We start from the raw sequence: 21993 nt of genomic DNA, 5'->3' as shown, positions 1-21993 counted from the left end.
GGGGCGACCGCCGTCGTCCGCCCCCCCGCCGGACAGGCCGACAGGCCCTAGGGCAGGCTGCCCGTCGCGGGATCGCGTCCGGTCAGGCAGTAGGTGCCGCCGACGGGGTCCCGCATCACCGTCCAGCGTGCACCCCGGCCGACCGCCGTCGCCCCCAGGGCCTCGTGCCGCGACCGGACCGCGTCGACGTCCGAGCAGGCGAGGTCCAGATGGGCCGAGGTGGGGCGGTCGGTGCCGAGGCGCTGCAGCAGGATGCGCAGCGGCAGCCCGGCGGGCGGCCTGATCACATGGAACTCCGGGAACGCGCCGGGCAGGGACTCCCACCCCGTGAGCTCGCCCCAGAAGACGGTCTCGGCCTCGTACACGCCCGGCGCCAGGTCGATGCTCACCTGGTCGAGCCGGCTCGTCGCCCCGTCCGGCCCCTCGGTCACCGGAGGCCGCGCCGAGTCGCCGTTCCACGGCACCGCGCAGAACGGCTGCCCTCCCGGGGAGCGCAGTACGGACCAGCCGTCGTGGTCCGCGACGACCGTGGCACCCAGCCGCAGCGACCACTCCACCAGCGCCGGCACGTCCTCCACGGACAGGCAGACGTGCGCGCCCCCGGGCCCCTCCCGGACGCCCTGCGCCTTCACGTACGCGTCTCCCTCGGCGGGCAGCAGCGTCACGAACTCGCCCTGCTCACCCCGGGGTTCGGACAGCTCCGTGCCGGTGACCGCCGTCCAGAAGGCGAGGGCCCGGGCGAGGTCCGGCGCGGGCCGGTCGACGAAGACGTGGGTCCACCGGATGGCCGGCCCCGTGGTCACCGGGGCGTTCCCCGCCGTGGCGTCCGTGCGGTTCATCCCGCCTCCTCGGCGACCAGGGCGCGCAGCGAGGTCTTCATCCGCGCGACGAAGGCGTCCCGGGTCTCGGGGGAGAGGACGTCCAGCGAGAGGTAGGGGTTGAGGTCCTCCAGCTCGACGAGGAGCAGCTCGCCGCCGGGGGCCCGGCAGGCGTCGACGCGCTGGACGCCGTACGCGATGTCGTTCCACTCGATGAACCGCTGCGCGAACTCCCGGTCCTCGGCGGTGGGTTCGTAGGGTTCCAGTGCCCAGCGCCGCTCCGGGTCGGGCGCGTACAGGGCGTACTGGAGGGTGTGGTCGACGAAGTAGAACGACACCTCGTAGCGGAACTCGACGCGCGGCTGGACGAGGAGGCTGCCGAACGGCAGGGCGGCGAGCTTCTCGCGCGGCACGAACTCCAGGCCGATGGAGTCGGCCCCCTGCTTCGGCTTCACCGCGTACAGGTCGGCCTCGGGCAGCAGGTGCAGGTCCTCGGCGCGGTCGACGGTCGGGATGACGGGGAACCCGGCCGCGGTCAGCTCCAGCAGGTAGCCCTTGCCCGCCATGTCCCCCTTGCCGGAGAGCTGGTTGTAGACGCGGACACCCTCCGCGAGCGCCCGTTCGCGGAACGCGTCGTACGCGGCCTGGTAGTGCAGGACGGGCCCGCTGTTGCGTACGACCACGGCGTCGAAGCCGGTCATCAGGTCGGCCGCGTCCAGCGGGTGGCAGACGGCGATGTCGAAGTCCTCGCGCAGCCGCGAGGTCAGGGCGATGTCCTCGTCGCAGTACCGCCGCCCCTTGGCCGGATAGGCCAGGTCGCTGACGAACAGGACGCGGGGGCGCGCGGACGGCACGGTTGGCTCCTCGAAGGGTCGGACGAATCGCTCCGCGGACGCCTCACGCCCGCGGACCACACGGACGTAGTGTCCCTCCCGGCCGATCCCGGCCCCGCGCCGCCCCTGGCCTGCGCCGCCCCCGGCCCCGCGCCGCCCCTGTCAGCCGGCCGTGCGTTTCTGGGCGAAGCGCAGGAGGTTGCCCGCCGGGTCGCGGAACGCGCAGTCCCGCAGGCCGTACGGCTGGTCCTCGGGCTCCTGGACGACGTCGGCGCCCGAGGCGCGGACCCGCTCGAAGAGCTCGTCGCAGTCGGTCGTCGAGAAGATCACTCCGCGGAGCATCCCCTTGGCCAGCAGGGCGGCCATGGCCTGCTTGTCCGCGGGGGAGGCGTCCGGGTCCGCCGCCGGCGGCTCCAGGACGATCTCCACGTCGGGCTGGAGCGGCGAGCCGACGGTGACCCACCGCATTCCCTCGAACCCGACGTCACCGCGGACCTCCAGGCCCAGCACGTCGCGGTAGAAGGCCAGCGCCTTGTCGTGGTCGTCGACGGAGATGAAGCACTGGGACAGTTTCAGATCCATGCGTCCAACCTAGGCCGTGATTCCGGACGACGGGCGGCAAAGACGACGGGCGCCATGGACGACGGGGCCTGAAGGCGGGGCCTAGAGGCGTGTGCCCGGTTCCGCCTCCGGGTTGGGGTGACGGGCCGGGCGGGTGAGCCGGCGGGCCACGCAGGAGGGGATGGGGGCGCCGTGGTCGTGCGGTCGGGCCCGGTACGCGCTCGGGGTCTCGCCCACCAGCTCCGTGAACCGCGAGCTGAACGAACCGAGCGAGGTGCAGCCCACCGCGAAGCACACCTCGGTCACCGTCATGTCGCCGCGCCGCAGCAGCGCCTTCGCGCGCTCGATCCGGCGGGTCATCAGATAGGTGTACGGCGTCTCGCCGAACGCCTCCCGGAAACTGCGCTGGAAGTGTCCGGGCGACATCAGCGCGGTGCGCGCGAGCGTGGCCATGTCCCACGGCTCCGCGTAGTCGCGGTTCATCCGGTCGCGTGCCTGCCGCAGCCGGACCAGGTCGTCGAGCGGTCGGGGATTCGCCACGTCCCCAGAATGGCACACGGGACCGCCGCCTCCCGGGGGATCACTGGCCCGGGGGACGGCGGTGGCCGTGCGTGCGCGGGGGTGTCCGTGCCGTCAGGCGGCGAGGACCTTGGCCTTGGCCTTCTCGAACTCCTCCGCCGTGATGTGGCCGTGGTTCTTGAGGTCCGCGAGCTTGGCCAGTTCGTCGGCCTTGCCGGTGGAGGAGCCGGCGGTCTCACGGATGTAGGCGTTCATGTCCTCCTGGCTCTTCTGGATGCGCCGCATCTCGCGCTCGCCCATGCCGCGGCCCCGCGCGATCAGGTACACGAAGATGCCCAGGAAGGGCAGGATGACGACGAAGACGCACCAGCCCGCCTTGCCCCAGCCGTTCAGCTCGTCGTCGCGGAAGATGTCCCCGATGACGCGGAACAGCAGCATGAACCAGAGGATCCAGAGGAAGAACCACATCGTGGTCCAGAAGACCTGCAGCAGGGGGTAGTCCGCTGCCAGATTGACCGTCGAGCCGTTCATGGTCGAACTCCTGTCGGTTGTGCGACATCTCCGCGAGCGTTGCCTGGGTGTCGGGCGGATCGAACTGTCGCCGGGCGCCGGGTCGCGATCTCGGGGATTCCGCCCAGACCCGGCCGTCGTGCGTTCGCGGCCGGTCGGCAGGGCCTGGCGGGGTCGGTGCGCGGAGCGCGGTGGTGCGGCGGACGGTGACGGTGCCGCGGTGTCCGCCGCGGACAGACGCTCGAAGGCGGGGGGCGAGCGGGACCCCCCGGACACACGGGACGGGCCGTGACGGCGCCGTCCGGTGCCCTCGGCGTGATCGGTGCGACGTCAGGAGCGTCGTGCGGGGGCGGTGCCGGCCGCGCCGACGGCGTGCGCCGCCCGGGTCCCGGGGACCACGGCGCGGCGAAGGAGCCTCCGGGTCCGGGGTCCTTCGGGCCGTGGCGGACGGGCCCGGAGCACGGCACACCCGGCGCGGGCCGGATCTGCCGCTGGATGCAGGCCATGAGCGGTGCCCTCTCTGACGCCCGACGTCTTGCCTGGGCTCCAGAGTGCGGTCACTCCCCGCCCCGCCGGATCACCCTCCGCGGGTGAGCTCGCGCATCGCCTTTCCCGCCCGTCGACGTCACCCGCGAAGGCGGGGGCGCGGCCTTCGGGACGGGCCGTGGCGCGCCTTCCGCTCACCCCTTTCGGGATTTCCGTACCGTTTTCGGGTCTTTCCGGTCCTTCTCCCGGCTTTTTCCGTGCCCGGCGGGCACGGTGCCGGGGCGGGGGAGAAGGTGGAGGGGCGAGGGTGTGAGCGGGAGTGCCGAGGTGGGCGGATGTCGCCCGCACCGGGGGATGCCACATCGGTGCGCGCGGCCGACGATGGCAGGGCATCGCAGCGGACCCCGCGCCCCGGCCCCGAGGGAAGTGCTCGTATGCGTTACGAATTCCGCATCGCCGGCCTTGTTTCGGACACGCTCGCCACGGCCTTCTCCGAACTGGACCGGGTCCGTACGAAGGAACAGACTCTGTTCTTCGGCACCGTGATCGACGACGCCCATCTCTACGGACTGCTCACCCGGTTCCAGGCGCTCGGCCTGCGGGTGATCGAGATGCGCCAGCTCCCCGTGTGAGCGCCGCCGCCCGCCCCGTGCGGCCCCGGAAAGCAGTACGCACCCGGACCGTCGGGCCGCCGGTGACGGGCGGCCCGCGGACCGGGTGCGGACAAGGAGGGCGACGCGATCCGCGCTGATGCGGTTCGGACGGCCCGGGTGAAGGTCAGGCCTTCTTGGTCTCCCAGAAGATCTTGTCGATCTGGGCGATGTAGTCCAGCGCCTTCTGTCCCGTCGCCGGGTCGGTGGACGCCTTCGCGGCCGAGAGGGCCTTGAGGGTGTCGTTGACGAGCTGGTGCAGCTCCGGGTACTTCTCGAAGTGCGGGGGCTTGAAGTAGTCGCTCCAGAGCACCGACACGTGGTGCTTGGCGAGCTCGGCGCGCTGCTCCTTGATGACGGTGGCGCGAGCCTGGAAGTGCGGGTCGTCGTTGCCGGCCATCTTGTCCTGAACGGCCTTCACCGACTCCGCCTCGATGCGGGCCTGGGCCGGGTCGTACACGCCGCAGGGCAGGTCGCAGTGGGCGCTGACCTTGACCTTGGGGGCAAACAGGCGGGAGAGCATTGAGCTGTCCTTCCTCGTGATCGTCTTCTCAGGTGGGACATTACTCCGTGGGAGAGGGTATTTCGCGGGTGCCCCCATGGGCTTAGGACAAAAGTCCGGGGTGAAACTGGGACTGGTGGAGGATAGGACCGGGGAGGTGCCGTTGATGCCGGAGCTGTCGCGGGAGACCGAGCGGGGGAAGGCTCTGCTGCCGTTCGGGGCCGCGGAGGTGACGGGCCCTTCGATGGTGCCCACACTCCAGCACGGGGATCGGCTCGTCGTGCAGTGGGGGGCCAGGGTGCGGCCGGGCGACGTCGTCGTCCTGAGGCACCCGTTCCAGCAGGACCTGCTCGTCGTGAAGCGGATCGCCGAACGGCGTGAGGGCGGCTGGTGGGTGCTCGGGGACAACGCGTTCGCGGGCGGGGACAGCACCGACTACGGAACCGTCCCCGAGGAACTCGTCCTCGGGAAGGTGCGGTTCCGTTTCCGTCCGCCGACGGGTCAGCGGTCGCCGTTCGCCGTCGTCCGCTGGGTGCTGGTGGCCGCCAGGCCCGTGCTCGCGGCCCGGTCCGCCTCCAGGCGCTTGCGGGCGCGGTAGGCCGCGACGTTGGCGCGGGTCGCGCAGCGGTCCGAGCAGTAGCGCCGGGAGCGGTTGGTCGAGGTGTCGAGGTAGGCGTTGCGGCACGGGGCTGCCTCGCACAGGCCGAGACGGTCCACGCCGTACTCGGTCAGATGGAAGGCGAGGCCCATCGCCGCGATCGCCGCGTAGCCCGCGGTCGCGTTCGACGGGTGATCCGCCAGATGCATGTGCCACAGCGGGCGGCCGTCGTCGTCCCGGTGGTCGTGCCCCGAGATCTGCGGGCTCACCGGGAATTCGAGCAGCAGCGAGTTCAGCAGGTCCACGGCGAGCGTCTCCTCGCCGCCGGCCGCCGCCTCGAACACGGCGCGCAGCCGCCCCCGTACCGAACGGAAGCGGGTGACGTCGGCCTCCGCCGCGCGGCGGGCCGCCGAGGCGTTGGCCCCGAACAGGTCACGGACGGCCTCGACGGAGGTCAGCGAGTCCTTGCCCCGGACCGGTTCCTCGGTGTTGACGAGACGGACGGCGTAATCCGAGTAATAGGCCAGTTCCACTTGTAGTCCTTACGGAGGCGCTCTATCGTCGTGACGGTGGTCAGGTAACAGCTGATCGCGCTTACAGGGTATTACGTGGTCGACGCGAGGAGGGGCTTTCATGGCCATCGGCACCGGAACCGACTGGCAGGCATGGCAGCAGAGCTGGGACCGGCAGCAGGAGTGGTACATGCCGGACCGCGAGGAGCGCTTCCGGGTGATGCTCGACATGACCGAGGCGCTCGTCGGCCCCGAGCCCCGCGTCCTCGACCTCGCCTGCGGCACCGGCACCATCACGGCCCGGCTGCTCGCCCGCTTCCCCGGAGCCACCAGCACCGGCGTCGACCTCGACCCCGCCCTCCTCACCATCGCCGAGGGCACCTTCACCGGCGACAACCGGGTCTCCCTCGTCACCGCCGACCTCAAGGACCCCCGGTGGCGCGAGCGGCTGCCGTACGACACGTACGACGCCGTCCTGACCGCCACCGCCCTGCACTGGCTGCACAGCGAACCCCTCACCGTCCTCTACGGCCAGATCGCCGAACTCGTCCGTGACGGCGGCGTGTTCATGAACGCCGACCACATGATCGACGAGACGACACCCCGCATCAACGCGGCCGACCGCGCCCAGCGGCACACCCGGATGGACGAGGCCAAGCGGATCGGCGCCCTCGACTGGGCCGAGTGGTGGGAGGTGGCCGCCCAGGACCCGGTCCTCGCCGGACCCACCGCCCGCCGCTTCGAGATCTACGGCGAGCACGCCGACGGCGACACCCCCTCCGCCGACTGGCACGCGCGCGTGCTGCGCGAACAGGGCTTCGGCGAGGCCCGCCCGGTGTGGCGCTCCCCCTCGGACGCGCTGGTCCTCGCGGTCAAGTAGGGCCCCCGCGAACCCTGTTGGAGGCGGTACGGAGAATCCGTACCGCCTCCACTGCGTCCTGCGGCACCTCCCGCCGCACTGGAGGGGTGAGACGGTCCGCGGGCGCGGGCCGGGAAGGGGGCGGGATGACGCGCGGCGAGGAAGCCGCTCTGCACGCTTTCGTGGAGGGCAGACGGACGGCGCTGTTCCGCAGCGCGTATCTGCTGTGCGGCAATCGCGACGAGGCCGAGGACCTCGTCCAGACGACGCTGGTGAAGGTCGTCCTCGGCGCGCGGCGGCACGGACGCCTCGAAAGTCTCGAGGCCTACGCGCGCAAGACGCTGGTCAACACCTTCATCTCCGCCCGCCGCCGGTTCTGGCGGCGCGAGCACGCGTACGGCGAGGTGCCGGACGTGGCGGGGCGGTCGGTCGACAGCGACACCGGACTCGTGGTGCGGGCCGCGCTCGCGGAACTCGCGCCGAAGCAACGGGCCGTGCTCGTCCTGCGCTACTGGGAGGACCTGAGCGTGGCCGCCACGGCCCAGGTGCTCGACATGCGCGAGAGCACGGTCAAGAGCCACACAGCCAGGGGACTCGCGGCACTGAGGGCCGCGGTGCGGGAGGAGTACGCGTGAACCAGGAAGCGGAGCAGGAGTACGTGCGGGCACTGCTCGGACGGGTGGTGGACGACGTCCAGGTGCCCGGGAGCCGCGGCGGCGAGAGCGTCTTCGCCCAGGCCTCGCGGGTGCGGTGGCGGCGGCGCACGGCGGCCACCGGTGCCGTCGCGGCCGCCGTCGCGGCCGGCCTGGTCTTCGGACCGGGTGTGCTGGACACCGGGCACCGGGCCGGGGTGGCGAGCGCGCCCACCGCCGGCGAGTACACGACCAGGGCGGGGCGTTTCGCGAAACTGCTCCCGGCCGGGACCGGGAAGATCAGCGAGGTCTCGCTGCTGCGCCTGATCAAGGGGGTGCCGAAGGCCCCGCTGCCCAAGCCCGTCGGACCGTACGACGGTGACTACGCCGTCGGCCGGCCCGACGGGGTCGGCTACCTCACCGTGTCCGTGTCCTCCCGCTCGGAGATCGCGGCGAAGACGGGCGGCGCGGGCCTGGGCGACCCCTGCCAGGACGCGGCCAGGGCCGGGCTCATCGGCTGCACCACCCAGAAGCTGTCCGACGGCACCGTTCTCTCGGTCTGGCGGACCGGCCCGGGCGAGCCCGGCTCCCAGCCGACATGGGGGCAGGAGTTCGCCGGCGTCCTGAGCCTGCGGGACGGCCGCGCCCTGCGGGTACGGGACAGCGCCGGCTACCAGGGCAGGGGCCAACTGGGCCGGGTCCTCAAAACCACGCCACTGACCCGCTCCCAGTTCACGAAGCTGATCCTGAACCCGGCGCTGCGGCCGTAGCTCCGGGAGCGCGGCCGGGGCACGGGGAAGGGGCGGTACGGGAGACCCGTACCGCCCCTTGTTCCTGCGCCGGTGAGCGCGTCGTCCCGGTCCCCGGTCAGAGGACCTTGGAGAGGAACGACTTCGTACGCTCGTGCTGCGGGTCGGTCAGGACGTCGCGGGGGTTGCCGGACTCGACGACCACACCGCCGTCCATGAAGACCAGGCTGTCGCCGACCTCGCGGGCGAAGCCCATCTCGTGCGTCACGACGACCATCGTCATACCGGACTCGGCGAGGTCGCGCATGACGTCGAGGACGTCACCGACCAGCTCCGGGTCCAGGGCCGAGGTCGGCTCGTCGAAGAGCATCAGCTTCGGGTCCATCGCCAGCGCGCGGGCGATCGCCACGCGCTGCTGCTGGCCGCCGGAGAGCTGCGAGGGGTAGTTCTTCGCCTTGTCGCCCAGTCCGACACGCTCCAGCAGCTCCATCGCGCGGGCCTGGGCGTCCGCCTTCTTGGCGCCCTTCACCTGGATGGGCGCTTCCATGACGTTCTCGACGGCCGTCATGTGCGGGAACAGGTTGAAGCGCTGGAAGACCATGCCGATGTCACGGCGCTTCAGAGCGACTTCGCTGTCCTTGAGCTCGTAGAGCTTGTCGCCCTTCTGGCGGTAGCCCACCAGGTCACCGTCGACGTACAGCCGGCCGGCGTTGATCTTCTCCAGGTGGTTGATGCACCGCAGGAAGGTCGACTTGCCGGAGCCGGACGGGCCGATGAGGCAGAACACCTCACCGGTGTTCACCTCCAGGTCGATGCCCTTGAGGACCTCCACCGGGCCGAAGGACTTGTGGACGCCCTCCGACTTCACCATCGCGGTCATGCCTTGCCCCTCTCACTGCCGAGCCCGATCAGGTTCGCCTTGATCTTCTGGAAGACCGTCGGCGGCAGGCTGCGGCTGGAACCCCGTGCGTAGTAGCGCTCCAGGTAGTACTGGAAGACGCTGAACACGCTGGTCATGGCCAGGTACCAGATGGAGGCGACGAACAGCATCTCCATGACGGCGTACGACGTGGAACCGATCGCCGAGGTGGAGCGCAGCAGCTCGTTGTACGTGACCGCGTACACCAGCGACGAGGTCTTCAGCATGTTGATGAACTCGTTGCCGGTCGGCGGCACGATCACGCGCATCGCCTGCGGGATCACGATCCGGAACAGCGTCCTGGTGTGGCTCATGCCCAGGGCCTGCGCGGCCTCCGTCTGACCCTCGTCCACGGCCAGCAGGCCGGCGCGGCAGATCTCGGCCATGTACGCGGCCTCGTTCAGACCGAGACCCAGCAGGGCGCACATGAACGGAGTCATGACGTCCGTCATCTCGTTCTTGTAGATCGGCCCGAGGTTGAGAACCGGGAAGATCAGCGCCAGGTTGAACCACAGCAGAAGCTGGACGTAGACCGGGGTGCCGCGGAAGAACCAGATGTACAGCCACGCGACCGTGCTGGTCACCGGGTTCTTCGAGAGCCGCATCACCGCGAGGACGATGCCCAGCACCACACCCACGATCATGGCGAGGATGCTGATCAGCAGCGTCCGGCCGGCGCCCTGGACGACACTGGACACGAAGAGCTGGTCGCTCACGGTGTGCCACTGGATGTTGCCGTGCGAGAACGCGATGCCGAGTGCCACCAGCAGAGCGATGACGATGATGCCGCTGACCCACCGGCCGTAGTGGCGGACGGGGATCGCCTTGATCATGTCCGGGGCCGGCCCGGACGTGCCGCTCGTGGGCACCGCGTCGTTCGGAGGCGGTGTGTCCGAGGCGGACTTGTCGAGTTTGTCAGTCACGTGACTGCCCTTCAGTGGTGCGCTCGGCTTACTTGCCGCCGTTGATCGCGGACTGCTCGATCGCGCCGGACTGCGCGCCCCACTTCTCCAGGACCTTCTGGTACGAGCCGTCCTTGATGATCGCGTCGACGGCTTCCTTCAGAGCGTCACGGAGCTGGGTGTTGTTCTTGTTCAGGATGATCCCGAACGGGCCCGCGTCGTACTGCTTGTTGATGACCTCGAAGGCCTTGCCGCCGTCGGCCTTGTTGGCCAGGTCGACCGCCACCGGGTAGTCGTTGATACCGGCCACCGCGCCGCCGGACTTCACACGGGTCTGCGCCTCGGTGTCGTTCTGGAACGACTCGATGGTGATGGCCTTCTTGCCGGCGTCCGTGCACTTCTTGGACTGGTCCTTCAGGGCCGTCTCGTACGTCGTGCCCTGCTGCACGGCGGCGGTCCTGCCGCAGAGGTCCTCGATGCCCTTGATGCCCTCGGGGTTGCCCTTCTTCACGTAGATGGCCGTACCGGCCGTGAAGTAGTCCACGAAGTCGACGCCCTCGCCGAGCTTCTTGCCCTTGTCGTCCAGGCCTTCCTGGCGCTGCTTGTTGTCGGTGATCGACGACATGCCGATGTCGTAACGGCCCGAGTTGACGGCCGTGATCAGACCGTCGAAGGAGCCCGAGGTGAACTCGAACTTCACGCCGAGCTGCTTGCCCAGCGCCTCGGCCAGGTCGGGGTCGACGCCGACGATCTTGCCGCCCTCGGTCGACTCCATGGGGGCGTACTCGGCGTTCGTGCCGACCTTGATGACGCCCGCGTCCTGGATCTTCTTGGGGAGCTTGGAGAACAGGGGGGCGCTGTTGGACTTCGCCGACTCGGTGGAGCTGCTGCCGCCGCCGTTCGTCTGGTCACCGCAACCGGTGAGGATCAGGGCGCCGGCGACCGCGATCGCGCCGACCGCTGCTATCCGGGACTGAGCGGCCTTGCTACGACGGGTGGTGCGTGCGGTCATGAGGGTTCCTCCGGCGGATCAGGGAGTAGCCGATAGGTCGACGGAAACACACACCTTCGAGTGTCGCGACCTCGTGTAATGACGGCATCTTGCCATTCGGACCGCGAGATTCAGGGTGACCGCTATGTCAAAATCGGATAACGGGTGACCCCCGAACCAACACCGGGTGATCGTCTACGGCCGGATCATGTGCGGGAATCCTCCCTTCCGGCCGGAAGATCTTCGGCACGCCGCAGGAAGCGGAAGACCGCTACGCGGCACTCGTGTCCGAACGAGGACATGTCCGGACGTGTCAATGGATCAAGGCATGAGTCATCTCACCGACGTGTGATCTTGGCTCTATGGACTCGTCCTCGACACCGTCCGTCCGGTAAGAAGGTTCTTTACACCCCTCATCCGGGGCTCAGGGCGCGTGTGCGGCGCGCCCGTCGCGCAGCGGCCCGTACGCAACCACGGCGGCAGGGCCTGCGCGGTGCCCGCCCACCCCTCAACCAGGAGTGGCCACCCTCGATATTGAAGACTTAAGGGGTAAAACAAAGTGGCAGCGGAGATCGTCAATCCTCGCAGCGACAGCAGTAGGGATCAGGAAGACGGGGCGGAGCCCCTCGATTCCTTCGACCCGGCTTTCGCGCTGCACCGCGGCGGCAAAATGGCTGTGCAAGCCACGGTGCCGGTCCGCAACAAGGACGACCTGTCCCTGGCTTACACGCCCGGCGTCGCGAAGGTGTGCAGCGCGATCGCCGAGCAGCCGGAACTCGTCCACGACTACACGTGGAAGTCGTCCGTGGTCGCAGTGGTGACCGACGGCACGGCAGTGCTCGGGCTCGGTGACATCGGCCCGGAGGCCTCGCTCCCCGTCATGGAGGGCAAGGCCATTCTGTTCAAGCAGTTCGGTGGAGTGGACGCGGTGCCGATCGCGCTCGCCTGCACCGATGTCGACGAGATCGTCGAGACCGTGGTCCGGCTCGCTCCCTCGTTCGGCGGCGTCAATCTGGAGGACATCTCGGCACCGCGGTGCTTCGAGATCGAGCGCAGGCTCCAGGAACGACTGGACATTCCCGTCTTCCACGACGACCAGCACGGGACAGCGGTCGTCACCCTCGCGGCCCTGCGGAACGCCGCCAGGCTCACCGGGCGCTCGCTCGGCGACCTGCGCGCGGTGATCTCCGGCGCGGGCGCGGCGGGTATCGCCATCGCCAAGTTCCTGCTCGAGGCGGGCCTCGGCGATGTCGCGGTCGCCGACCGCAAGGGCGTCGTGTCCCGTGACCGGGACGACCTGACGGACGTCAAGCGCGAGCTCGCGGAGATCACCAACAAGGCGGGGATCTCCGGTTCGCTGGAGGAGGCGCTCGCGGGCGCCGACGTCTTCATCGGCGTCTCCGGCGGTACGGTTCCCGAGCCGGCGGTCGCCTCCATGGCCGAGGGGGCCTTCGTCTTCGCGATGGCCAACCCGAACCCCGAGGTGCACCCCGACATCGCCCACAAGTACGCGGCCGTCGTCGCGACGGGGCGGTCGGACTTCCCGAACCAGATCAACAACGTGCTGGCCTTCCCGGGGATCTTCGCCGGTGCTCTCCAGGTCCGGGCCTCCCGGATCACCGAGGGCATGAAGATCGCCGCCGCCGACGCGCTGGCCGCGGTCGTCGGGGACGACCTCGCCGCGGACTACGTCATCCCCTCGCCGTTCGACGAGCGGGTGGCCCCGGCGGTCACGGCCGCGGTGGCTGCCGCCGCCCGGGCCGAGGGTGTCGCCCGCCGCTGACGCGCCACGTCCTGCTGGGCCCCGCCGGGAACTCTCCCGGCGGGGCCGGCTGCTTTTCCGCCCCCTAGCGCCGTCCGGGGAAAGTTTCAGCCCCTCCGGCGATTGAGGAGCGGGGGGCCGGGGGCAGCGCCCCCGTGACGGGACGGGCAGGGGCGGAGGGGGCGAGACACGCTTGTGCCCGGGGCCACCCGGTCGGTGGGGGACGTGTCACAGGCGGAGGCGGTTCCCCCGGCCGGGGGCGGAGCCTATCGTCAAGGTCATGTTCGCTGCCTATGCCGCCCGAATCGACCGTGACCAGCCGCTGAACGGCCTGGAGTTGGGGGAGCGCCCGGCCCCCGGACAGAGGCCGGGCTGGACGACCGTGAACGTACGGGCCGCCTCCCTGAACCACCACGACCTGTGGTCGCTGCGCGGAGTCGGCCTCGCCGAGGACAAGCTGCCGATGATCCTCGGCTGCGACGCCGCGGGAATCGACGAGGACGGCAACGAGGTCGTCCTGCACTCCGTCATCGGCCAGAGCGGGCACGGGGTCGGCCCCGACGAGCCCCGCTCCATCCTCACCGAGCGCTACCAGGGCACCTTCGCCGAGCAGGTCTCCGTACCGACGTGGAACGTGCTGCCGAAGCCCAGGGAACTGTCCTTCGCGGAGGCGGCCTGCCTGCCGACCGCGTGGCTGACGGCGTACCGCATGCTGTTCACCAACGCCGGGGTACGGCCCGGCGATTCCGTCCTCGTCCAGGGAGCCGGCGGCGGCGTCGCCACCGCCGCGATCGTGCTCGGCAAGGCCGCCGGACTGCGGGTCTTCGCGACCAGCCGGGACGAGGCCAAGCGCAAGCGGGCCCTCGAACTCGGTGCCGTGGAGGCGCTGGAGTCCGGGGCGCGGCTGCCGCAGCGGGTGGACGCGGTCATCGAGACGGTCGGTGCCGCCACCTGGTCGCACTCGATCAAGTCGCTGCGTCCCGGCGGAACCGTCGTCATCTCGGGCGCCACCAGTGGTGACCGGCCCTCGCACGCCGAGCTGACGCGGATCTTCTTCCTCGAACTCAAGGTGGTCGGCTCCACCATGGGGACGAAGGACGAGCTGGAGGATCTGCTGGCCTTCTGCGCGGCCACCGGTGTGCGGCCCGTCGTCGACGAGGTGCTGCCCCTCGACCGGGCCCGCGAAGGCTTCGAACGGCTGGAGTCCGGCGACCTGTTCGGCAAGATCGTGCTGACGACGGGCTGACGCAGGGCGCGGGAACACAGGAACGGCGGGTCCGGATCACCGGGCCCGCCGTTTCGTTCGTCGGGGACGTCCGGGGTTCAGCCCGCTCACGGTGTCAATTTTGGTTGACAGGACTCGAGTGTCAACGTAGGTTGACATCATGACCGAAGCAACGGATCTCGCCGAGCGCGCGGGTGATCGCGATCCGCGGATCGGACTGCGGGCGGTCTCCGCGCTGCGGAGGCTGCTGGAGCAGTTGGAGGCGGTACAGGTGCGCAGTGCGCGCCATCAGGGGTGGTCGTGGCAGGAGATCGCCGCGGAACTCGGAGTGAGCAGGCAGGCCGTGCACAAGAAGTACGGGAGGCAGTGATGTTCGAACGCTTCACCAAGGATGCGCGTGCCGTCGTCGAGGGCGCGGTCGCGCACTCCGAGCGGGTGGGCGCCGAGACGGTCGAGGAGGAGCACATGCTCCTGGCTCTCCTGGACCGGGAGGGCAGCCGGGCCTCCTTCGCCCTCTCCTCGCTGGGGGAGTCCGGGTTCCGGGAGTCGCTGGAGCGGGACCTCGCCGAGGCGCGGCGCAGGGGCGGACTCTCGCGCGCCGACGCCGACGCCCTCTCCGGGCTCGGTATCGACCTGTCCGAGATCGTCTCCCGGATCGAGGAGGCGCACGGGGAAGGGGCGCTGGAGTCGGGCAGGCGCGGCGCGAACGGCAGGCGGGCCCGTCGGCGGCCCTTCGGGCAGGAGGCCAAGGACGTGCTGGTGCGAGCCCTGCGGATCGCCGCCGCCCGACGGGACCGGCACATCGGCGACGAACACCTGCTCCTGGCGGTCACCCTGCGGGGCGGGGTCGCCGCCGAGGTGCTGGCCGACCACAACGTCACCTACACCTCGGTCACACGCGTCCTGTACGGCGAGACCGGACCGGCCGGCGAGGCGGGGATGCCGGAGGCGGAGGCGGGCTGAACCACCGGCTGCGGACCCCGGGGGCGTGGGCGAGCGAGGCCTCCCGGCCCGGGGGCGAGCGGGGCGCCGCAGGGTTGGCGACCGAGGCGAGCGGGGCCGGCGACCGGGGCGAGCGGGGTCGGCGACCGGGGCGAGCGGGGCGGCGGGGCCACCTTCGTGGCCCCGCCGACCATGTGCTCGGCGTCTCGGGGAGAGCTAGGGCCGCTTGCTGCGCAGGGTCGAGCCGATGTGGGCCGCCGCGGCCGACAGGTGGCGGCGGACGCCACGGAGCTGGTCCTCCGTGATCCCGTGGTCGCGGGAAGTGTCGCGGATGTCGTCGCGGAAGCGGTCGAGCAGCCGGTCGAGGTCCCGGGCGGGGTTGCCCGTGGAGTCCTCGTGGGCCCAGTCCGGTTCGTACGCGGCGGGGAAGTCCTCCGGCGTGGCCGAGTACTCCGCGTCCACGGGTGCCCCGGAAGGCGTGCGGCCGAAGCCGAACTCCTTGCCGAGATCCTTCCCGAAGTCCTTGCCGAAGTTCTTCCCGAAGTCGCCGAACTCCTTGGCCAGTTCGGTCAGTCCCTCGCGCACGCCCGTCGGCCAGTCGCCCCGCGCGAAATGATCCTGGACCTGGTCCTGGACACGCTTGGCCATGCGCTGCATCTCCTCCTGGGCCTGCGCACGCGCCTTCTCCTGGGCCTCCTTGGCCTGGCGGCGGGCACGCTGGGCCTCGTCGCGGGCGCGGCGGCTCTCGTCCTTCGCGCGGCGGGCCTGTTCCTTCCACTCGTGCCGGACGCGCCGCATCTCCTCCTTCGCGGCCCGCCACGACTCCCTGTCCTGGAAGTCGTCGAGGCCGGGGCCGCCCGCCGGATCGCCGTGCTCCTTCGGCCGGGCGCCCGCACCGGAGCCGTGGCGCGCCTCCGTGGCCGCCGCCCGCATCTCGCGGCGCAGGTCACCGGCCGCGCCCCGGACGTCCGCGCGGATCTCCGCCGCGAGCTCCGCGACCGACTCGCGGATCTCCAGCTCCAGATCGGCCAGCTCGCCGCTGCGGTCGGCCAGTTCGGCGCGGCCGGCGTCGGTGATCGCGTACACCTTGCGGCCGCCCTCGGAGGTGTGCGTGACGAGTCCCTCGGCCTCCAGCTTCGCCAGCCGGGGGTAGACGGTGCCCGCCGAGGGCGCGTACAGGCCCTGGAAGCGCTCCTCCAGGAGGCGGATCACCTCGTATCCGTGGCGCGGGGCCTCGTCCAGCAGCTTGAGGAGGTACAGACGCAGTCGGCCGTGGGCGAAGACGGGGGCCATGTCAGAGCACCTTCTTGTCGGTCGAGTCGGCCGGCCGGCCCTCGGTGGCGCCGTCGCGCGGTGTGTCACCTTCCGCGCCGCCCGCCGTGGCGGTGCCGCCAACCGTGTCGTCGGCGCTGTCGGTCGCGGTCGCCGTCGCGGGGGCGCTCGCCTTGTCGTCGGCCGAGCTGGCCGTCGAGCGGTCGGCCGTGTCGGCCGTGTCGTTCGCGGTGGTTGCGGCTGTCGTGTCAGGGGGTGTGTCGGCGGTCGTGTCCGGGGCGGAGTCCGCGGTCGTGTCCCGGCTGGTCGGCCGGGCCGTGTCGCGGGGTTCGGGGACGTCCTCGTACGGCTCGTCCTCCGTCGGTGGCCTGCGCAGCAGGGCGATCGAGCCCGAGACCGTCATCGCCCGCAGCCTGCCGTTGCCCGCGCCCAGCCGGCCGGTGATCTTCTTGGCGCCCCACTGGCCGTTGACCCGCAGGTCCTCGAAGGCGCTGGAGACGCTGCCGCTCGCGGTGTTCGCCTCCACCTCGGCGTCCGCCGGGTGCGGGAGCCGGATCGCGATCTCACCCGAGACGTTCGACAGCCGGACGTCGGTGGGGGAGCCCGTGGCGTCCAGGTCCACGATCATCGAACCGCTCACCGACTCGGCCCGCACGGAGGTGCCGGAGCCCTCGACGACGGTCAGGTCGCCGGAGACCGAGTTGAAGTGGAGGTCGCCGGTGACGGCCTGCGCCTCCAGGTTCCCCGAGACGGTCTCCACGCGCACGGGGCCCGCGACGCGGACGAGCGTGGTGTCGCCGGTGACGCCCTTCACCTGGACCCGTCCGTCCGTCCCCGAGACCACGGCGGCGGCGCCGACCACGCCCACCTCGACGTGCGTGCGGGTCGGGACGGTCAGGGAGACCACGGCCGCACGCCGCCAGCCCTTGCGGTCGAGCCACTTCAGGAAGCCCTTCCACGGAAGGTCGTCGTAGGCCACCGTCAGCGTGCCGCCCTCCTGGGTGACCTGGAGCGGGGGGCCGTCCAGCTCCGACACCTCCAGGCGGGCGGAACCCTCGTCGGTCCCCACGACGTTCACTGTTCCGTTGACGATGCGTACGTGCACCGTCTGGACGGGGCCGTCGAAGGAGAGCTTCCTCGGCTCTGTCACGGACCACTCGGACATGGTGCAGACCTCCTCGACCGGACCGGACCCTCGTACGAGCCCGAGCTCGACGCGGCATATCGCGTCTTCCGTATTCACGATATATCGCGGATACGCAAAGTCAAGACACCCGTTCTGGGGATCATGGGGGCGTCGAAGTGGACAATTCGCCCTAAAGTAGGGCTATGTCGACTCCCTCCGGCGCGTCCAGGGGCGACCGCCCGGCCCCCGGCGCCCTGTTGCTGTGCCGGGCCCGCCCGGAGTCGGTCGGCCCCGCCGTCCAACTGCTGCGCGAGCGGATGCTGCTCGCCGGAGCGGGGCCCGACTGGAGCGTGCTGGTCCCCGAGGGCAGGCCCTGGCAGGAGGGCGTGGAACCCGTCGACCGCGTGCTCACCGGCTGGGCCGCGGCGCTCGCCGTCGGCGCGCCCTGGCCCGTGCTCGCGCTGTGGTGGGACACCGACCGCAGCGGCTTCACCCTGGCCTCCGGTTTCCGGCGCACCGTGGGCTACGAATGGCTGGCGAACGGCACCCCGGTCGGCGAGGACGAGGCGATGCGCACGTTCGCCGCCCGTCTGGGCCTCGATCCGGTGCTCGACATGCAACTGCTGGAGCCGCTGACGCAGCCCGACCCGGCGGCCGACGCGCACGCGCGCGTGAGCGGGCTGCTCGCCGTCCTCACACGCGCGGGGGTGATCCTCCCGGCCGGGGTCGACCCCGGCGAACCCGTGGAACGGCTGCGTGACGCGGTCCGGATCCTGCCGGACGCCGAGCAGGTCGAGTGGAACGGCTGGCGCGCCGCCGTGGGCGCCGAACTCGACGTCGTGGAGAGCGGCGGTCTCGGGCCCTGGCTGCGCGGCCCCAAGGCCCGCACCCTGTCCGCGGCCCAGCTCGCCGTGGGCCTTCCGCTCGCCGCCTGGGGGATCCGGCGGCACAGCGGCGGCTGGATCGTCGCCGGCGCCGTCCTGATGCTCCGCGGCGCCCTCGGTCTGGCGTACGACCACCTGCGCGCGTACGACTGACCCCTCGCCGCGCGAGGGCGGTGCCCGGAGCCTCCGCTCCTACTCCTCGTCGTCCTCGTCGTCCAGGCGGGCCAGCCAGGTCGCCAGCCGCTCGACCGGCACCTCGAAGTCCGGGTTCAGGTCGACGAACGTACGCAACTGCTCGGCGAGCCACTCGAAGGTGACCTCTTCCTCGCCGCGCCGCTTCTCAAGTTCCTCGATGCCGCGGTCGGTGAAGTACATGGATGGTGCTCCGTGGGTGAAAGGGAAGTGGAACGCTGGGAAAAGGATAGGCGGGGCCAGGGACCAGACGGAGGGGCTCCGGGGGCGGGGACGTGCGGAGGGCCCCTGTCGTGCGGGGGCCGCCGACGCTAGCCTGCAAGGTCGGCTCGGACCACGGGGGCGTGGGGGAACGGGGGATGCCATGAGCGACGCGGTGACGCGCATCGCACGGATCGAGATGCCCGACGGGACACCGGTGTGGGCCCGGATCTCGGGAGCGGACGAACTGGAGGATCCCGGCGGCGAGCTGTCGCTGACGGACGTCGGCTTCGCGGAGCGGGTCGAGGCGCAGGTCGAGTCCCTGCAGTCGCTGATCACCGGGGTCGCCCGCTCGCTCGCGGCCCCGCTGCGCGCGGTGCGGCCCGACGAGGTCAGCGTCGAGTTCGGCATCGAGCTGACGGCGAAGGCCGGCAAGGTGGTCGGACTGCTCGCGGACGGCGAGGCCAAGGCGGGCATCACGGTGACACTCACCTGGAACGGCGCCCCACCCGACCTGGAAGGCACCGTGACCACCGCCCCACACACGGGGCGACCCGACACGGACGGGTCCCGGACCGCTGTCCCGCACGCGGGGCGACCCGAGACGGACGGACCGGAGACCGCTGTCCCGCACGCGGGATCACCCGCCCCGGACGGGCCCGGGACCATCCCGCAGGCGCGGCCGCCAGCCTCTGCCGGAGGAGACGGGGGCCTCCCGCACGCGGGGTCACCCGCCCCGGAGGGGTCCACGGCCATCCCGCAGGCGCGGCCGCCAGCCCCTGCCGGAGGCACCGGGACCACCGCCCCGCACGCGGGGCGACCCGACGCGGACGGGTCCGGGACCGCTGTCCCGCACATGGGGCGACCCGAGACGGACGGACCGGAGACCGCTGTCCCGCACGCGGGGTCACCCGCCCCGGACGGGCCCGCGACCATCCCGCAGGCGCGGCCGCCAGCCCCCGCCGGAGGCACCGGGACCACCGCCCCGCACGCGGGGCGACCCGAGACGGACGGACCGGGGACCGCAGTCCTGCACGCGGGATCGCCCGCCCCGGACGGGCCCGCGGCCATCCCGCAGGCGCGGCCACCCGCCCCCGCCGGAGGGGACGCGACCCTCCCGCACACCGGGTCACCCGGCCCGGACCGGGCGGCACCGCGCGCGGGCGCGTCTCCCGGCGCCTCGGCGCACGGTGGGGCCACCGACCCCTCCGGCGGGGGCCGGGCATGACGGACGGGCACGCCCCGGGCGCATCGGGCGGCCCCGGGAACGCTCACCGTGCGCTGCGTGATCTCGTCATGGCCGCCACCGTGCGCATCCATCGCGCGGGCCCCGGGTATGCCCTGGACGAACCCGGCACGTTCCTCGGGAGCGGCTTCTTCATCGCTCCGAACTGGGTTCTGACCTGCGCGCATGTGGTCTGGAGCGGGGAGGGGAACGAGGTGACGGTGGTGTATGAGAGGGGACCGGGCCGCGGTACGTCCGCCGTCACCGGCGAGGTCGCGACGGTCCTCCCGGACCGCGCCGGGCTGCCGGCCCGCGGCACCTGGCCGTCCCCCGACCTCGCGCTGGTACGGCTGCGCGAGCCGGTGGACCACGACTGCGCGTACGTCACCGAGCGCCCGGCCGCCTACTACGAGGAGTCCGTCGTCCTCTACTCCGGCTGGTCCGTGGTCGGCGGGGAGCTGCGCCGGCTGAGCGGCACGTGCACGGTCCAGGGCACGCTCGGCGGCTGGTCCGACGACGAACAGATCCGCCTCGGCGGCGACGTGCTGCCGCCCGGCGTCTCGGGCGGGCCGGTCGTGGACCCCGTACGCGGTGAGGTCGTCGGTGTCCTGAAGTCGCGCACGGACCGCGGTCTGGGCGGGACCTGCACGGGCGTGGAGCAGTTGCGGTCGCTCCCGGTGCCGGCCGAGGAGCCCACCGCCGAGCACGACGACCCGTACCACGCCGTCTTCCACGCGCACGACCGCTACCACCGGGACCGGCAGCGCCACCCGGACACCGACCGCAGCACCTGGGCCGACGTCCAGAACCAGCTCGGCGCCCGGCCCGGCCGGGCCCTCAGCCCCGAGGAGCGGACCCAACTGCTCGGCAGGCTCGCCGATCTGCCGCCGCCCGCCAGCACCCGCGCCCTGCTCGGCCTGCTCGAATCCCTGCTGGGCGACCAGGCGGCGATCCCGCACCCGGCCCCGCGCGGCTGGCGCGACGGGCTCGGGGCGCTGTACGAGAGCTCGCGCCAGGACGCGGCCCTCGACCTCGTCCTCGACTACGCCATGCGGGCGATGTCCGCCGAACGCCCCTTCGTCACGCCGGGCACCCGGGCCGCCGAACGGGCGCTGTGGGAGTGGGTGCGGCAGACCGCCGAGGGCCGTCCCGGCCCCGCCTACCGACGCCGCCTCGGCCAACAGTGGATCGAAAGGCTCCAGTTGGCGCCCCACGGCCGCTCGACGGTGGAAGCAGGAGCGGCGCACGCCACCGCGCGGAGCGCCGATCGTGCGCCCCGGCTCTACGTCCTGCTCGAACTGGAACAGCTCGGCTGGGAGCCCGGCCGCTGCGACTGGCACGTCTCCGTGGGCCGGCCGACCGGGGAGGTGGTGCGGCTGCGGGACGGCGACCGCACCCCGCTGGAGGAACTGCCCGCCGTCCTCGCGGCACCCCTCACCGAGGCCTTCCGCCAGTGCGACGAACCCGGACGGCCCGTCGACCTCCAGGTGGCGCTGCCCCATCTGCTGCTCGGACTCGACGTCGACGCCTGGCAGTTCGGGCCGGACGAGGCGCCGCTCGGCGCCCACCGGCCCGTCGTCGTGCGCTGCGCCGACCGGGAACAGCTCCCCGAACCCGCCGACACGGCCTTCGACGCCGGAAAGCCGCTCCCCGCCGACGAGGAGCGGCACGAGCGCGAGGCCCGCTGGCGGTGGATCCACGCACACGGCGCGCAGGCCGAGGTCCTCGACTGCGAGGACGGTCTGCGGGTACCGGTACCGGCGGCGGAGTCGCTGCGCGGCCTGCCGCACAGGACCGTCCCGGTGCTCTGCCGCTACGGGGACCACCGCTTCGAGGACGACCCGGTCGCGCTCGTCCGGATCGTGCACGGCGGATACGGCGTCGCGCTGTGGCGGCGCTGGCGCGGCCAGTCCGAAGCGGTCTGCGGCGAGTTCCACCGAAGAGCCGGCGACACGGTGGCGGGCGCGGGCGGCGCGGACCGGCTCCCCGCCCTCGTGCACGCCCTGCGGGCCGGATTGCGCGAGGGCCGGCCGGAGACCTACTGGGCCCATGGGATCGCCCTGTTCTACGACGATCCGCGCCGGCCCCTGCCCGGGACCGGAGACCTGCTGGAGGCGCCATGA

General features: G+C 71.8%; 25 protein-coding genes. 12 read left to right on the top strand and 13 right to left on the bottom strand.

Annotation, left to right across the window (positions count from 1 at the left end; genetic code table 11):
- Positions 1-47: 47 nt before the first annotated feature.
- The 5 genes from ACZ4TO_RS37435 to ACZ4TO_RS37415 all read right to left on the bottom strand — a co-directional run bounded on the left by ACZ4TO_RS37435 (position 48) and on the right by ACZ4TO_RS37415 (position 3262).
- Positions 48-839, bottom strand: coding sequence for a VOC family protein (locus tag ACZ4TO_RS37435; protein WP_468026527.1), 792 nt, complete (start codon positions 837-839; stop codon positions 48-50).
- Positions 836-1672, bottom strand: coding sequence for an ATP-grasp domain-containing protein (locus ACZ4TO_RS37430; RefSeq protein WP_468026526.1), 837 nt, complete (start codon positions 1670-1672; stop codon positions 836-838). The genes ACZ4TO_RS37435 and ACZ4TO_RS37430 overlap by 4 nt, the downstream gene beginning before the upstream one ends.
- A 141-nt stretch (positions 1673-1813) precedes the next feature.
- A complete protein-coding gene (locus tag ACZ4TO_RS37425) occupies positions 1814-2233 on the bottom strand; it encodes a VOC family protein (protein ID WP_355764829.1) in 420 nt (139 codons plus the stop codon).
- An 81-nt stretch (positions 2234-2314) separates the two neighbouring features.
- A complete protein-coding gene (locus ACZ4TO_RS37420; RefSeq protein WP_382788042.1) occupies positions 2315-2695 on the bottom strand; it encodes a helix-turn-helix transcriptional regulator in 381 nt (126 codons plus the stop codon).
- A 150-nt stretch (positions 2696-2845) separates the two neighbouring features.
- A complete protein-coding gene (locus ACZ4TO_RS37415) occupies positions 2846-3262 on the bottom strand; it encodes an SHOCT domain-containing protein (RefSeq protein ID WP_382787523.1) in 417 nt (138 codons plus the stop codon).
- Between the two features lie 899 nt (positions 3263-4161).
- Here ACZ4TO_RS37415 and ACZ4TO_RS37410 point away from each other — a divergent pair.
- Positions 4162-4359 (top strand): hypothetical protein, encoded by a 198-nt coding sequence (locus tag ACZ4TO_RS37410; RefSeq protein WP_382787521.1) that lies wholly within the window; start codon positions 4162-4164, stop codon positions 4357-4359.
- Positions 4360-4504: 145 nt separating this feature from the next.
- On the opposite strand, the gene sodN is transcribed toward ACZ4TO_RS37410, so the two are convergent.
- Entirely contained in the window at positions 4505-4900 is a 396-nt protein-coding gene (gene sodN, locus ACZ4TO_RS37405; RefSeq protein WP_053662116.1) for a superoxide dismutase, Ni, read from the bottom strand.
- Positions 4901-5045: 145 nt separating this feature from the next.
- Between sodN and sodX the strand changes: the two genes are divergently transcribed.
- Entirely contained in the window at positions 5046-5477 is a 432-nt protein-coding gene (sodX, locus tag ACZ4TO_RS37400) for a nickel-type superoxide dismutase maturation protease (protein WP_382787518.1), read from the top strand.
- Here the strand turns inward: sodX and ACZ4TO_RS37395 are convergent.
- A complete protein-coding gene (locus ACZ4TO_RS37395; protein ID WP_382787516.1) occupies positions 5381-6010 on the bottom strand; it encodes a CGNR zinc finger domain-containing protein in 630 nt (209 codons plus the stop codon). The genes sodX and ACZ4TO_RS37395 overlap by 97 nt on opposite strands.
- Positions 6011-6110: 100 nt before the next feature.
- On the opposite strand from ACZ4TO_RS37395, the gene ACZ4TO_RS37390 reads away from it, so the two are divergent.
- The 3 genes from ACZ4TO_RS37390 to ACZ4TO_RS37380 all read left to right on the top strand — a co-directional run bounded on the left by ACZ4TO_RS37390 (position 6111) and on the right by ACZ4TO_RS37380 (position 8250).
- The gene (locus ACZ4TO_RS37390) at positions 6111-6869 is read left to right on the top strand and encodes a class I SAM-dependent methyltransferase (RefSeq protein WP_468026525.1); all 759 of its coding nucleotides are present in this window, start codon (positions 6111-6113) and stop codon (positions 6867-6869) included.
- Between the two features lie 125 nt (positions 6870-6994).
- Positions 6995-7483, top strand: coding sequence for a sigma-70 family RNA polymerase sigma factor (locus tag ACZ4TO_RS37385; RefSeq protein WP_382787512.1), 489 nt, complete (start codon positions 6995-6997; stop codon positions 7481-7483).
- A complete protein-coding gene (locus ACZ4TO_RS37380) occupies positions 7480-8250 on the top strand; it encodes a hypothetical protein (protein WP_468026524.1) in 771 nt (256 codons plus the stop codon). Before ACZ4TO_RS37385 ends, ACZ4TO_RS37380 begins: the two co-directional genes overlap by 4 nt.
- A gap of 97 nt (positions 8251-8347) precedes the next feature.
- On the opposite strand, the gene ACZ4TO_RS37375 is transcribed toward ACZ4TO_RS37380, so the two are convergent.
- From ACZ4TO_RS37375 to ACZ4TO_RS37365, 3 genes are read right to left on the bottom strand one after another with little or no spacing between them, the layout of a single operon-like run.
- The gene (locus tag ACZ4TO_RS37375) at positions 8348-9109 is read right to left on the bottom strand and encodes an amino acid ABC transporter ATP-binding protein (RefSeq protein WP_382787508.1); all 762 of its coding nucleotides are present in this window, start codon (positions 9107-9109) and stop codon (positions 8348-8350) included.
- Complete coding sequence (locus tag ACZ4TO_RS37370) at positions 9106-10071, bottom strand: amino acid ABC transporter permease (protein ID WP_382787506.1); 966 nt, start codon at positions 10069-10071, stop codon at positions 9106-9108. Before ACZ4TO_RS37370 ends, ACZ4TO_RS37375 begins: the two co-directional genes overlap by 4 nt.
- Positions 10072-10099: 28 nt before the next feature.
- A complete protein-coding gene (locus tag ACZ4TO_RS37365; RefSeq protein ID WP_382787504.1) occupies positions 10100-11062 on the bottom strand; it encodes an ABC transporter substrate-binding protein in 963 nt (320 codons plus the stop codon).
- A 538-nt stretch (positions 11063-11600) separates the two neighbouring features.
- Here ACZ4TO_RS37365 and ACZ4TO_RS37360 point away from each other — a divergent pair.
- The 4 genes from ACZ4TO_RS37360 to ACZ4TO_RS37345 all read left to right on the top strand — a co-directional run bounded on the left by ACZ4TO_RS37360 (position 11601) and on the right by ACZ4TO_RS37345 (position 14991).
- Positions 11601-12824: an NAD(P)-dependent malic enzyme gene (locus ACZ4TO_RS37360; RefSeq protein WP_382787502.1), complete on the top strand. Its 1224-nt coding sequence runs from the start codon at positions 11601-11603 to the stop codon at positions 12822-12824.
- Between the two features lie 259 nt (positions 12825-13083).
- Positions 13084-14049: a zinc-binding dehydrogenase gene (locus tag ACZ4TO_RS37355; RefSeq protein ID WP_382787500.1), complete on the top strand. Its 966-nt coding sequence runs from the start codon at positions 13084-13086 to the stop codon at positions 14047-14049.
- A 139-nt stretch (positions 14050-14188) separates the two neighbouring features.
- Positions 14189-14398, top strand: coding sequence for a helix-turn-helix domain-containing protein (locus ACZ4TO_RS37350; RefSeq protein WP_148010429.1), 210 nt, complete (start codon positions 14189-14191; stop codon positions 14396-14398).
- A complete protein-coding gene (locus tag ACZ4TO_RS37345) occupies positions 14398-14991 on the top strand; it encodes a Clp protease N-terminal domain-containing protein (RefSeq protein WP_382787498.1) in 594 nt (197 codons plus the stop codon). Before ACZ4TO_RS37350 ends, ACZ4TO_RS37345 begins: the two co-directional genes overlap by 1 nt.
- 195 nt (positions 14992-15186) lie before the next feature.
- Here ACZ4TO_RS37345 and ACZ4TO_RS37340 read toward each other — a convergent pair whose 3' ends face one another.
- Positions 15187-16263 carry a PadR family transcriptional regulator gene (locus ACZ4TO_RS37340; RefSeq protein WP_468026523.1) on the bottom strand — a complete coding sequence of 359 codons (1077 nt, stop codon included), beginning with the start codon at positions 16261-16263 and terminating at the stop codon, positions 15187-15189.
- A gap of 1 nt (position 16264) precedes the next feature.
- The gene (locus ACZ4TO_RS37335; RefSeq protein ID WP_468026522.1) at positions 16265-17407 is read right to left on the bottom strand and encodes a DUF4097 family beta strand repeat-containing protein; all 1143 of its coding nucleotides are present in this window, start codon (positions 17405-17407) and stop codon (positions 16265-16267) included.
- 164 nt (positions 17408-17571) lie between these two features.
- Here ACZ4TO_RS37335 and ACZ4TO_RS37330 point away from each other — a divergent pair, with 164 nt between their 5' ends.
- Entirely contained in the window at positions 17572-18405 is an 834-nt protein-coding gene (locus ACZ4TO_RS37330; RefSeq protein ID WP_382787492.1) for a hypothetical protein, read from the top strand.
- A 39-nt stretch (positions 18406-18444) separates the two neighbouring features.
- Here the strand turns inward: ACZ4TO_RS37330 and ACZ4TO_RS37325 are convergent, their stop codons facing one another.
- Positions 18445-18627 (bottom strand): DUF6104 family protein, encoded by a 183-nt coding sequence (locus ACZ4TO_RS37325; RefSeq protein ID WP_005312030.1) that lies wholly within the window; start codon positions 18625-18627, stop codon positions 18445-18447.
- 181 nt (positions 18628-18808) lie between these two features.
- Here ACZ4TO_RS37325 and ACZ4TO_RS37320 point away from each other — a divergent pair, with 181 nt between their 5' ends.
- Both ACZ4TO_RS37320 and ACZ4TO_RS37315 read left to right on the top strand, forming a co-directional pair.
- Complete coding sequence (locus ACZ4TO_RS37320) at positions 18809-19873, top strand: CU044_2847 family protein (protein WP_468026521.1); 1065 nt, start codon at positions 18809-18811, stop codon at positions 19871-19873.
- Between the two features lie 68 nt (positions 19874-19941).
- Positions 19942-21993, top strand: coding sequence for a VMAP-C domain-containing protein (locus ACZ4TO_RS37315; protein WP_468026520.1), 2052 nt, complete (start codon positions 19942-19944; stop codon positions 21991-21993).

The sequence above is a fragment of the Streptomyces sp. NPDC028298 genome, assembly GCF_055565895.1.
Note: the sequence above shows the minus strand (reverse complement) of the source record. Positions and strands in the feature narration are given on the sequence as shown.